The sequence below is a fragment of the Paractinoplanes ovalisporus genome (assembly GCF_016834655.1).
In the GTDB taxonomy this organism is placed as follows: Bacteria; Actinomycetota; Actinomycetes; order Mycobacteriales; family Micromonosporaceae; genus Actinoplanes; species Actinoplanes ovalisporus.
In genome coordinates this window covers 150,565-162,713 of the sequence record NZ_JAENHP010000006.1, presented here as the reverse complement: position 1 = coordinate 162,713, position 12,149 = coordinate 150,565, and the positions used below count along the sequence as shown (strand labels likewise).

The following is a 12,149-nucleotide window of genomic DNA, read 5'->3' as shown; positions in this document are numbered from 1 at the left end:
GTCTTCAGATGCGCTGCTCGTGAAGGTCTTCAGATGCGCTGCTCGTGGAGGTCGGAGACCTCGTGGAGCGGCGCCCAGCCCTGGTAGACCCCGAAGTCGAACTCCTCCAGGCCCAGCTGGCGGGCGATCGGCGCGCGACCGCCGGTGTACTCCACCCGCAACCACGCGTTGGCCTCGGCGAGCACGATGAACGGGGCGCCACGCCACGTGCACGTGGTGCGGACGTAGACCAGTTCGTCGTACTCCTCGGGGGTCAGCACCCGCGAATAGCGGCCCGGACGCACCTCGTCGAAGCCGTCGGCCGGGTCGGTGCGATAGATCCGCACGTTGTCGCCGTCCGGCGCCGCGTCGTATTCGCTGCCCTGCCAGGCGACCACGTAGCCGTCACGCATCACTGCTCACCCACCCGGCGCCAGAGCGGACCGTCGTTGTCGAAGATCGCGACCATGCGCTCGTTGCCGTCGACGTCGATGCGCCACAGCTGCGCGCCGTGCGGCAGGCGGACACTGTCCACCTTGAACTCGGCGATCACGTCGCGGCCCTCGCCGGGCGCGAAACCGTTGCCCCGGAAGGGCGCGCGCTCGATGACCCAGCCGTCCATCGCGCGCAGGGCCTGCTCGTTCTGACCGCCGTACGGGATCCGGTAGAGGCTCGGACGATAGGCGGGCCAGCGCAGGACGTACGCCTCCTTGGCGTCGGCCTGGTGCGGTGAGGTGTCGTAGCTCAGGCCCAGGGCGCCGAGCAGTTCCGCCGGCGTCCGCAGGTGTTCGACCTCGGTCGCGCGGTGCACGAACCCGGCCACCCGGTCGTAGCCGCGTTCGAGGTAGTAGTCGACCTGGTCCGGCGGCAGGGTCTTCTGCATGACCGTGGCGTGCTGCTTGTCGTCGCTGGCGGGCTCGGGCGCGGGCACCGGGGTGTCCTCGACCGGGCCGTCGGCGTCGTTGCCCAGGCCGGATTCGGCGGCCCAGCTGGCCAGCGCGATGACCTGCGGTCCGGGGTACTTGGCGCCGATCGGGCCGTCCGGGTTGACCGCGAACGACCAGGCCGGGTCGGGCCAGTTGCGGATCAGGTCGACGAACTTGACCCCCACCGTGCGGGTCGGCGCGGTGTGGTGCTCGTCCAGCCTGTCTTTGCTGGTGAAGACGACCAGGAAGGTCTCGCCGTCGATCTGCTCGGTGCGGAACGCGAAGCCGGACTCGCCGGGCGCGCTGCCCGGGCGGGAGTGGTTCGCGACCGGGACGAGCACGGTGGCGAGCAGCAGCGTCGACAGGAAGGTGTCGGTGTTGTGCACGCTCGCGGCGTCGAAGAGGTCCTGCTCGACGTCGTTGGCCGGGTGGAAGTCGACCTTCGGCGCGGGCGGCGGGCTCAGCGGGGCCGGGTTCTCGAACGAGGGCTGGGCGCCGAGCCGGGCCGGGCGGTCGCTGCCGGGCGAGCCCGGGATGACCGGCGGGGCCATCGGCTGCGGGGCGGCGGCCTCGGACTTGGTCTGGAACGCCGGGAACGACGTGAGACCGGGGCGCTCGGCCGGCGACGTCGCCTGCCGGCGGGGCAGCGGGGTTCCGAAGCCCGGGCTGGGCTCGGTAGGCATTCCCGCCGGCGACGTTGTGGCGGGCGGCATTCCGGCCTGGGACGCGCCCCTCTGCGGCAGTCCCGCCGACGACATTCCGGACGGCGGGCTTCCGGGGCTTCCGGCCGGCGGGCTGCCGGCGGGGCTTCCGGGCGGGGCGTACGGGGCCGCTGATGCCGCCGGAGCCGGAGGTGCCGAGATCGGCGGCATCGCCGAGGGCTGGCGCTGGGCGGCTGCGGCCTGGGCCGAGGCCGGGCCCTGCGGGAAGCCGGCCGACTGGCCGTTCTCGGCGGGCTTGCGACGCGGCAGGTCGGTCAGGGCGCTGCTGCGCGGGCTCGCGGGCGGGGCCGACGCCGACCAGCTCGGGTCGAACGGCGTCTCGTCCGGGTTGTGCGGGGCGAAGTTGTCCGGCGGCGGCGGGGTCTGCGCCATCGGGGTGCGGACCGGGAGCGGACCGCTCGGGTCCTGGAGGGCGGCGAGCGCGCTCTCGTCCATCGACGTCGGGCGGCCACCCGTCGGCGGAACCGCCGGCGCCTGATAGGCCGGGGGCACCACGGCGGGCGCGGGCGGGGCCGACGCCGGGCTGGAGGCCGGCGCCGCGCTCGGGCTGCGCGACGGCAGACCGCTCGGCAGCACCGTGCCGGGGGTGCGGACCGGAAGACCGCTCGGGCCGACCTGCTCGGGCCGGGCCTCGGCGGGCGAAGCCGGCGCTTCCAAGCCGCCGGGACGGACCGGAGCGTGGCCGGGCGCAGCCGGGCTCGCGGGCTGGCCATAGGCCGCCGGGCTCGTGGGCTGGCCGTATGCGGGCGGGCTTGTGGGCTGGCCGTATGCGGGCGGCGCGCTTGCGGGCTGGCCGAACGCCGGGGGTGCGCTCGCGGGCGGCGGGCTCGTCGGCTGACCGTACGCCGGAGGGGCGCTGGCCGGGCGGCCGTAGACCGGAGGAGCGCTCGCGGGACGGTCGGCTGCGGGCGGCGCGCCGGCCGGGCGGCCGTAGACGGGTGGGGCGCTCGCCGGGCGGTCGGCTGCGGGCGGCGCACTCGCCGGACGGCCGTAGACCGGAGGGGCGCTCGCCGGGCGGTCGGCCGCGGGCGGGGCACTCGACGGCTGCTGGCCGAACGCGGCCGGGGCCGTGCGAGCGGGCAGGCCACCGGCGGCGGACGGCGTGCGGGTCGGCAGCCCACCCGGCTCGGCCTGACCGAAGCCGGGCGAAGACGTACGGGTCGGGAGACCGCCCGGCTCGGCCTGACCGAAGCCGGGCGACGGCGTCCGTGTCGGCAGACCACCGGCCGGAGACTGACCGTAGGCCGGAGGCTCGGCCTGACCCGGGCCGGGCGATGGCGTCCGCGTCGGCAGACCGCCGGCGGGAGACTGCTGCCCGGGCTGGCCGTACGGGCCGGAGGGCGTGCGGGTGGGCAGGTCGCTGGCCGGGGGCTCGCCCGGTCCGTGGGCGTAAGCGCCGCCGTACGTGTTCGCAGCGGCCTGGCCGTAGGCGGCCGGGGCCTGACCGTAGGAAGCGGCAGCGGCCTGACCGTAGGAGGCGGCGGCCGGCGTCGGATATTGCGGGTAGGAACCCGTGGCCGCGGTGAGCGGCTGGCCCTCGTGGGTGGGGCCGCCCGGACGGGCCGGCTCCTCGGTGCGGGCGGCGGCCGCGTTGGCAGCCATCGCGGCGGCTTGGAGGTCCTGCATCTTGCCCGAGCTGGTCGAGGACTCGGCGCGGCCCGGGCCGCGGGTCGGCAGCCTCAGGTCGCCGCGCGAGAGCTGGGCCACGAACCAGGCCGGCAGATATCCCTCGATCGGCAGGCCGGGGTTGACGGCCAGCCACCACTCGAGGTTGGGCCAGGTGTTGGCGAGCTCCGCGTACGGCACGCGACGGGCCGAACCCGTGTAGTCGGCCAGGCAGGCCTGCAATGCTGACGTCGACGTGAAGGCCAGCACGTGTGTGCGGCCGCCCGTGCTCCACGTGCCCCAGCCGAGCGGCGCGAGACCCGCGAGCGCATCGGCGGAGACGGGTAAGAGCAGGTCAACGCCGGAGAGAATACGGAAGTACGACTCCTGGTCGTCGGTGCGCAAAGCATCGCGCATAGCGACCTCGGCGTCCGTAGCCGGCTCCCACTCGGACACGTCCACCTCTCCCCACCGCGCGACGAGGCCATCTCAACGCGTACAACCTACAAGGTCAGGCCACGATCACAATGGGCGGCAGTACGCAGATGAGTAAAGCGGGTGGTCGAAGCCCTAAGTATGCGCCCGGAAGCTCTCCGGAACGCCGTTTCGGTCGCTCGAAGCGATCAATCAACAACTGATCGTAGCCGTATCGCCCAGACGTACCAGTACGCGTTCGAGGGACACCAAGCTTCGCAAGAACGGACCTAACGGACGTACGTTCCCCCGTCCGTGATCTCCACCCCGAATCGCCTGCCGGCCGCCCCGCAATGCCCGCGTTCCGGTGCGCTGCCCGCCCAGACGCACAACAGTTCTTTCGCGCCCACGCCGCGACACCCCCGGCCGGCCCGTCACCGGCGCCCTGGCGCGCACACCGCGACGTTGACCTGTCCGCTCCGAGAAATGCGAAACGGCCGGGACAGTCGCATGACTGGTCCGGCCGTTCACGGATGCGGCAGGGCCGCACCCTCACTGGAAGCGCGCGGTCGCCGACTTCTCGGTGCTGACGTAGTCGTCGGCCGACTGGTCGACCGCACCCTTGATGTTCTGCAGGATCGTGGTCAGGTCGTTGGCCGACCGGCGCCAGGTCTCCTGCCGCTGGTAGTACGCCTGCTGAGCCTCGCCGTCCCACGAGTCGACAAGCCGCTTGGCGTCGCGCTCGAGGTCGCTGAGCTGCTGCTGCAGCGTGCTGATCGCCTTGTTGATGTGGTCGCTCGCGCCGCGCAGGGCTTCGAAGTTGACGAGCAACATTCCGTCGTTAGCCATGTCTTGTCTCCCCCGGATCAGAGCGGCAGCGAGAAGGAGCCACCGGAGCCGGTCACGCGGCTGGCAGCGTCGTCATCGGTCGAGGTGTAGTTCACGCCGGACACGCGGATCGACTCCGCGGTCTGGGCCAGTGCCGAGTTGAGCGACTTGAGGTCGGTCTCGTACTGCACCTTGACCTGATCGAACGCCGCGGCGCCCATGCCCTTCCACGTGCCGCTGAGCGACGACAGTTCGTTCATCAGCGTGGACAGCATCTGCTGCAGCCCCGCGTTGACGTTGTCGAAGTTTTTCGCCGCCGCCGCCATCTCGTCCGCTGTTACCTGCGTTCCGGCCACCCGGAAGTCACCCCGCTTTCTCGTCGGTTCGCCGACCCATGTCGTGATCCGTTGTGGACGGACGGTGATCATTCACCTGCGACATATCGACGCTGGCCACCAGGCTAACCCCTGACCACAAGCCTTGGGGGGCGGGCCGTGAGCGGCCGACTACTCTTCATTGATGTCGCCGACCGTAGCGAAACTCGTCAAGGCGTGAAAGCCCGGCATCAAGGCCTGTGGATAACTTTCCGCTTGTCCACAGGGCCCACGTCCGGTGGGGCGAAGCAAATACGATAGGCGCCGCACAAGGACAGACGCGGGGAAAGGCGGTGTGTCGTGACGGTTGGCGTGGCAGCGGGCGACCGGGACTACCGCGAGCTCTCCGGCCCGGCGAAACCACAACCGAAGGCAGGCGCGCGGCCGCTCCGACGTGGACGGTTGTTCGGCATGCGGGTCGGTCAGCTCGTCGCCACCCAGGTCGCCGCGGTGGCGGTGGCGGTCGGCGCCGTCAACGGCCCGATCGGCGGCGTCGCGGGCGGTGTCCTGGCCGTGGCGATCCTCGCTCTGACCTGGCTGCGGCTGCGGCGGCGCTGGGCGTTCGAGTGGCTCGGCGTCGGGCTCCGGTTCGGCGGTCGCCGCCACACCGCCGCGATCGACACCGGGCCGACGGCGCTGCTGCGTTTCCTGGCGCCCGGCGCCCGCGTGGAACAGACCGATCTCGCCGGCGACCCGGCGGCGGTCGTCGTCGACGGTCACGGCCTCACCGCGGTGCTCGAGCTGGGCGACCCGGCCGGCCTGCTCGCCGAAGACGCGCCCGATCTGCCCTCCCCCGCCTCCCTGCTCCCCTCGGCCGAGGCCGAGCTGCCGCCGGTGCTGATCCAGCTGCTGATGACCGGGGCTCCGGCCCCCGCGTTGCGCGCCGGTGCGGGCACGCCCGCCAACTCGTACCGTCAGCTGACCGAGGGCCGCCTGCTCGGCCATAGCAGGGCGTTGCTCGCGGTGCGGGTGCTGCGGGCCGAGGGCTGGTCCGAGGATGAGCTGCGCCGGTCGCTGTCCGGCCTGGTTCGCAAGCTCGTACGCCGCCTGTCCGCGGTGCCGGCCCGCCCGCTGGGTGAGGCGGCCGCGTTACGGGTCATCGCCGAGCTGGCCCACGACGACGGCGTCGGCACGGCTCAGGAGACGTGGCCCGGTCTGCGCATCGGCGGCCTGAGCCAGACCACGTTCCGGCTGCGGCGCTGGCCCGACCCGCGGGTCGAGACCTCCCGGCGGCTGGTGTCCCGCATGCTCACGCTGCCCGCCTCCGCGACGACCGTGTCGCTGATCGCCGGCCCGCAGGCGGCGCACGGCCCCACCCCGCTCGACATGACGGTCCGCCTGGCCACGCCCGAGCCCCAGTCGCTGGGCGTCGCCACCCAGGCGCTGCGCAAGCTGTTGTCGGCCGAACACGCGTCGGCCCAGCGCCTCGACGGCGAGCATCTTCAGGGGCTGTTCGCCACGCTGCCGCTCGGGGGCGTCCCGAGTGCCGTGCCCGGCCTGCCGGCCGACGGCGTCCAGCCGGCCGAGCTGCTGGAGGGCCTTCAGCTGCCGGTCGGCACGTCGGGTCTGATGCTGGGCCGCAACCGCCACGGCAACCCGGTGGTGAGCCGCCTCTTCCGGCCCGAGCAGACCCGCGCCCTGCTGGTGGGCGGCGTCCGGTGTGCTCAGCTCGTCGCTCTGCGGGCGATGGCGCTGGGCGCGCGCGTGGTGGTGCAGACGGCCCGTCCGAGGGCCTGGGAGCCGTTCGTACGCGGCGCCGCCGTCCCCGGTGAGTCGATCGCCGTGGTGCCGCCGGGCCGCCCGATCGAGATCCCGCCCGGCTCGGCCCTGCACCCGCTTCTGATCGTTGTCGACATCGGCCCCGTCGGCGCCGACAACCGCCCTGGCGAGGGCTGGCAGGCCACGCTCGTGGTCCGCGACGAGTTCTCGGCCGCCGACGTCGACGTGGCGTCCCGGGCCGACCTGCTGATCCTCCAGCCGCTGCGCCCCGAGGAGGCGACGCTGATCGGTGGCGCCCTGGGCCTGGGCGAGGTGGCCCAGTGGATGACCCGGATCCGCCCCGACATGGTCGGCGTCGTCAACCGCCGAGCCGTCCGCTGGGCCGCCCTGGCCCACACCCCCATCGAAACCCAGCTGGTCGGCCCACCCGGCCGCTGACCCCACCCACAACGCGCCGGCGGCGCAGCGACTGGCCGGTGGGCGACGCGGCGTCCGGTCAGCTGGGAACGTGGGCAGCCAGTCGGCAGTGCGGCAGCGTGGCAGCGCGACCGGCCGGAAAATGCGACTGGCTGGCAGTGCGACGGGGCGGCCGCGTGGCGATGCGACCCGGGAGCGGCAGAGCGACCAGGCAGGGCGGATTCGGACGGCCGGGAGCAGCGTTCCGCAGAGACAGCAGGGGCGCGCCGGTCCGTGGGTGCGGTCGATATGGGAGAATTGTCGCAACGACATCGACAAGATCGGGGTGTGTCGCGGCCGGGAGTGGCGTGATCGTGGCACCATTCCGGGCCATGGGCCTCATCATTCGGCTTCTGATCACGGCGTTCTCGTTGTGGCTGGCCACCGTCTTGATCGACGGCATCGAACTCACGACCGACTCCGTGTCGCAGAAGATCATTACGTTGCTGATCGTCGCGGTCATCTTTGGTGTGATCAACGCGGTGCTGCGGCCGATCATCAAGGTTGTCGGCTGCGGGTTCTACGTGCTGACCCTCGGGCTGATCGCGCTGGTCGTCAACGGCGCGCTCTTCCTGCTGACGAGTTGGATCGCCGGTCAGTTCGACCTGCCGTTCCACGTGGACGAGTTCTGGCCGAGCGCCGTGCTCGGAGCGCTGCTTGTCGGCATCGTGAGCTGGTTGCTCAACATGCTCGTCCCCGACGGCGACGACTGATCACATCCCGACGACGACAAACTGAAGCACGCGACGTCGTCCACCACCGGCCCGTCGCGCGTCTGCGGGGTGGGTCTGCGCACCTGCTACAGCCCGGCCGCGTCCCGTACGAAAGGGGCGGGCCGGGCTTCGTCGTTCGCGGGCGTGAAGTCGGCCATGCACAAGGGCGCGAGTCGTCTGTGGGCGCGGCAATGGCCGTGAGGTCATGCGCAGGGGCGCACGTCGTCCGTGGGCGCGGCAACAGCTGTCAGGTCGGCCATGCGCGGGGGCGCACGTCGTCCGCCGGCGCGGCGACGGCCGTGAGGTCGGCCATATGCAAGGGGCGCAACACGCTCGAAACCTTACGGTGAGGGGCATGAGCGACGAGCGGCGTGGATACCTCTACGGCATCGGTGCGTACGTGCTGTGGGGGTTCTTCCCGATCTATTTCAAGCACCTGCAACCCGCGTCACCGCTGGAGATCCTGGCCCACCGGGTGATCTGGTCGGTCGTGTTCGTCAGCCTGCTGCTCGCCGCGATGCGCAACTGGGCGTTCGTCAAGCGCCTCGCCCGCAGCCCGAAACTGCTCGGCGGCCTCACTCTGGCCGCCCTGCTGATCGGGGCCAACTGGGGCGCCTACATCTACGGCGTCAACTCGGACCGGGTCGTCGAGACCGCGCTCGGCTACTTCATCACGCCGCTCGTCATCGTGCTGCTGGGCGTGACCGTGCAGCGCGAGAAGGTGCACGCGCTGCAGTGGGTCGCGGTCGGCGTCGGCGCGGTCGCCGTGGCCGTCCTGACCGTCGACTACGGCCACCTGCCGTACATCGCCCTGATCCTGGCCGGCAGCTTCGGCACCTACAGCCTCGTCAAGAAGCGGATGTCGCTGCCGCCGGCCGAGGGCCTGTTCGTGGAGTCGTCGGTGCTGGCGCTGCCCGCGCTGGTCTACGTCGCCTGGCTGACGACGGCCGGTGACGCCGAGTTCGGGCACGTCTCGGCCACCCACACCGTGCTCATGATCTTTTCGGGGCTGGCCACCGCGCTTCCGCTGCTGCTGTTCGCGGCCGCGGCCAACCGGGTGCCGATGGTCGGGATCGGGATCCTGCAGTACATCGCGCCGATCCTTCAGCTCGCCGTCGGGCTGCTCATCTATCACGAGCCGATGCCGCCGGCCCGCCTCGCCGGTTTCGCGCTGGTGTGGCTGGCACTGATCATTTTCACGGTCGACGCCCTCCGCCGCCGCCCCCGCCGGGGAGAGACGGCGGCCGGAACGACGGCCGCCACCGTCGAACCGGCCGCCACCCTGCCACCCCGCTGACCTGGAATCAACAGATCAGGGGACGTCGTAGGCGAGCAGCGCCTTTCCGTCGTACTGCACCAGTTCAAGTCGCGAGAGGCTGTCGATGCCGAAGTGCGTGACGCCGGGCATCTCGAACTCCGCGCCGGGTATCGCCTTCCAGGAGCCCAGCGACTCCTTCTCCTCGTCGGGGCCGTAGGCGATCAGAGTGAACGTGTACGGCCGGGTGGCCTCGGCGCTGTAGGAGCAGACGAGGTCGACCTTGGTGCCGCCGGAAGTGCTGGTCAGACGCACGGAGGCGGACACCGGGGACGACCGCTGCACGGCGGTCATCGCCACCGCGGGACCGCTCGGAGGCGCGTCGGCAGCGGCGTTGTCACGCGTCCAGGCGAAGACGCCCAGACCGATGAGCGCCACGAGCACCGCGGCCGCGGCGGTGCTCAATGCCCGTACGCGGAAAGCTTTGCCGTTTTTGCGTCGTTTGGCATCGGGAGTGCGCCGCTTGGCATCGGACGCCAGGGTCTGCCACTCGCTGGTCGCCCAGTCGCGGAAAGCCGCCCCGGGGTGACCCTCGCCACTGGTCAGCGACGGGTCGAGGAGCTTCGCGAACTCCTTCGCGTCGAGCCGGGACAGCAGGTCAGGCAGCGCCGAGATGTCGGCGACGGCCTCCCGGCAGAAGGAACAGGTGGCCAGATGCCCCTCGTAGGCCGCTCGTTCCGCCGGCGACAAGGCGCCCAGCACGTACGCCCCGTCGTCGTGCTCGTGCTCGCAGTGCACCCGTCACCACCCTCCGCCGACATCCCCCTTGCACCCTGCTTTACGTGAGGGATGCACCAGAGGTTCAACGGAGTCTTAGGTACGCATGTCAGGCCGCGACGAGATCCCGCACCGCCGCCGGCGCGACCAGATCCCGCACCGCCGTCAAGCCGTGGCCGACTCTCCGGCGGAGAGCGCCTCGGCCACGTTGCGGGCGGCGGCCGTCAGCTTCGCCCGCACGACCCGGGCCGAGGTCAGCATCTCGGCGGCCGGCAACGCGCACGCCAGCACGAGCCGCCGTTCGATGTCACGGTCGGCAATGACCAGCACCGATGCGCAGGCCAGACCCTGCCGGAACTGGCCCATCTCGAGCTGCATGCCGCGCCGCTCACCGGCCGCGAGGTCGGCCTCGAGCGCTTCCGGGGTCGTCAGCGTGGCCGGGGTGAACGCCCGCATGCCGTAGTCGCGCAGATATCGCGCCCGCTGATCCGGGGTGAGCGTCGCCAGCAGAGCCTTGCCGAGGGCGGTGGCGTGACCGCCTTCGTCGAAGCCGGGCGACATGTCGTCGACGAACGGCGACCGTGCGCCCTCGGCCGAGGCCGTCACCGCTATACGCCCGCCGACGAAGCGGCCCAGATAGTGGGTGTAACCACTGTCGAGCGCGGCGCGCCGCAGCGCCTCCCCCACCGCGGGCGGGCCCCGGAAGGCGGAGACCAGCTCCCGGTACCGGTCCGCGATCTCCAGGCCCACGATGTACGTGCCGTCCTCACGGCGGATCACGTAACCCTCGTAGGCCAGGGTGCGCACCAGGTGGTACGTCGTCGCGACGGTCAACTCGCACCGTCGCGCGATCTGCTTCACGGTGAGTCCGCGGGGCGCCCGGCCGACCGACTCGAGCACGCGCAGGGCGCGTGACACGCTCCGAATCAGGTCGGACGGCTCCGCCAGGGGGTCGCGCACTGCTACCTCCGACGCCAGGGACTTACACCATATGAATAATCTTCCTCCGATGGAATGCCAAAAGCATGTGGATCACGATCGATTTACACGAGCCGTGTGGTCATTAGCACTCAGCGCGCACGGATGCATTCTCCCGGCTTAGTCTGCGGGAGATGGCGAAGCTCAAGATCCTTTCTCCACCGAGCGCGCCGACCAGCGCATTCCGGGCATCGACGGGCGCCCTGACGACGACCATCGCGGTCAGTGTCCCGGTGTTCCTCGTCGGCGGCCTCGCCGTGCAGATCGGCGACGAACTCGATTTCTCCCCGGCCGGGCTCGGGCTCGCGGTGTCGGCGTACTTCGGCGCGAGCGCGCTCGCCTCCGTGCCGGCCGGCTATCTCGTCGAGCGTTACGGCGCCACGCGCGTCTCTCGGGCCGGCATCGCGCTCGCCTCGGCCTCGTTGCTCGGCGTAGCGGCCTTCGCCAATACATTGTGGAGTCTCATCGCGATCCTGGCCCTGGGCGCCGGGGCCAACGCGATGGGTCAGCTCGCCAGCAACACGACCCTGTCCCGGCACGTGCCGCCGCGACGCCAGGGCCTGTCCTTCGGCATCAAGCAGGCCGCCATCCCGGTGGCGACCCTGCTCTCGGGCGCCGCGGTGCCGACGGTCGCGTTGACCCTGGGCTGGCGGTGGGCGTTCGTCTTCGTCGCCGTGCTCGCGGCGGGCGCCCTGCTGCTCGTTCCGGCCGAGACTTCCCATTCCCGCCGTACCTCGGTCCGGACCGCGAAACAGGCGACCGGGGCGTTGATCGTCGTGGGCGTCGCGGCCACGCTCGCCGCCGCCGCGGCCAACGCGCTCGGCACGTTCCTCGTCGATTCCGCGGTAGCTCGCGGTATTTCTCCGGGTCCGGCCGGTCTGTCCCTCACGCTGGGTAGTGCGGTCTGCGTGGTCGCCCGGGTCCTCGGCGGCTGGCTGGCCGACCGCCGGCCCGACCGCTCGATCGCCGTGATCGCCGGCCTGCTGCTGACCGGGGCCGCCGGCCTGGCCCTGCTCGCCGTGCCGGGCGGGCTGCCGCTGGTCGCCGGGGTCGTGCTCGGCTTCGGTTTCGGCTGGTCGTGGCCCGGCCTGATGAACTTCGCGGTGGTCCGCCTGCACCCGCAGGCACCGGCCGCGGCCACCTCGATCACGCAGACCGGCGTCTATGCCGGGGGCTGCCTGGGCCCGCTGGGGCTGGGCGCCGTGGCGAGCACGACCGATTACCCCACCATGTGGTTCGTCGCGGCCGGGCTCATGCTGGCCGCGGCGGGGGCGATGCTGCTGGGCAGCCACCTGCTGAGGCGCCACACCCCGGAGCCCACTGCATAGGGGCGGTCCGGGCGTGAGCCGTACGTGTGCCAGATCCGGATTTTGATCTTGCTGGCGCGACCCCTGGGGCCGAAG

The 12,149-nt window shown here is 71.8% G+C and carries 10 protein-coding genes; 4 read left to right on the top strand and 6 right to left on the bottom strand.

From position 1 onward, the window contains the following. Nucleotides 1-29: 29 nt before the first annotated feature. The 4 genes from JIG36_RS20790 to JIG36_RS20770 all read right to left on the bottom strand — a co-directional run bounded on the left by JIG36_RS20790 (nt 30) and on the right by JIG36_RS20770 (nt 4,830). Entirely contained in the window at nt 30-395 is a 366-nt protein-coding gene (locus JIG36_RS20790) for a UCP033725 family protein (protein WP_203378009.1), read from the bottom strand. Then, nucleotides 392-3,688, bottom strand: coding sequence for an SseB family protein (locus tag JIG36_RS51995; RefSeq protein WP_307872821.1), 3,297 nt, complete (start codon nt 3,686-3,688; stop codon nt 392-394). The genes JIG36_RS20790 and JIG36_RS51995 overlap by 4 nt, the downstream gene beginning before the upstream one ends. Before the next feature lie 510 nt (nt 3,689-4,198). Beyond that, entirely contained in the window at nt 4,199-4,495 is a 297-nt protein-coding gene (locus JIG36_RS20775; RefSeq protein WP_203378008.1) for a WXG100 family type VII secretion target, read from the bottom strand. Between the two features lie 17 nt (nt 4,496-4,512). Continuing rightward, nucleotides 4,513-4,830: a WXG100 family type VII secretion target gene (locus JIG36_RS20770; protein ID WP_307872820.1), complete on the bottom strand. Its 318-nt coding sequence runs from the start codon at nt 4,828-4,830 to the stop codon at nt 4,513-4,515. A 429-nt stretch (nt 4,831-5,259) separates the two neighbouring features. Between JIG36_RS20770 and eccE the strand changes: the two genes are divergently transcribed. From eccE to rarD, 3 genes are all read left to right on the top strand, one after another. Then, on the top strand, nt 5,260-7,005 hold the full coding sequence (gene eccE, locus JIG36_RS20765) for a type VII secretion protein EccE (RefSeq protein WP_236047835.1): 1,746 nt from the start codon (nt 5,260-5,262) through the stop codon (nt 7,003-7,005). A 350-nt stretch (nt 7,006-7,355) separates the two neighbouring features. Continuing rightward, a complete protein-coding gene (locus tag JIG36_RS20760) occupies nt 7,356-7,736 on the top strand; it encodes a phage holin family protein (RefSeq protein ID WP_203378005.1) in 381 nt (126 codons plus the stop codon). Between the two features lie 355 nt (nt 7,737-8,091). After that, entirely contained in the window at nt 8,092-9,033 is a 942-nt protein-coding gene (rarD, locus tag JIG36_RS20755) for an EamA family transporter RarD (protein ID WP_203378004.1), read from the top strand. Nucleotides 9,034-9,048: 15 nt separating this feature from the next. Here rarD and JIG36_RS20750 read toward each other — a convergent pair whose 3' ends face one another. Both JIG36_RS20750 and JIG36_RS20745 read right to left on the bottom strand, forming a co-directional pair. Continuing rightward, a complete protein-coding gene (locus tag JIG36_RS20750) occupies nt 9,049-9,789 on the bottom strand; it encodes an anti-sigma factor family protein (RefSeq protein ID WP_203378003.1) in 741 nt (246 codons plus the stop codon). A 144-nt stretch (nt 9,790-9,933) separates the two neighbouring features. Next, nucleotides 9,934-10,728, bottom strand: a complete 795-nt coding sequence (locus tag JIG36_RS20745) for an IclR family transcriptional regulator (RefSeq protein ID WP_203378002.1) — start codon at nt 10,726-10,728, stop codon at nt 9,934-9,936. A gap of 152 nt (nt 10,729-10,880) precedes the next feature. Between JIG36_RS20745 and JIG36_RS20740 the strand changes: the two genes are divergently transcribed. Further along, nucleotides 10,881-12,074 carry an MFS transporter gene (locus tag JIG36_RS20740; protein WP_203378001.1) on the top strand — a complete coding sequence of 398 codons (1,194 nt, stop codon included), beginning with the start codon at nt 10,881-10,883 and terminating at the stop codon, nt 12,072-12,074. Nucleotides 12,075-12,149 lie beyond the last annotated feature (75 nt).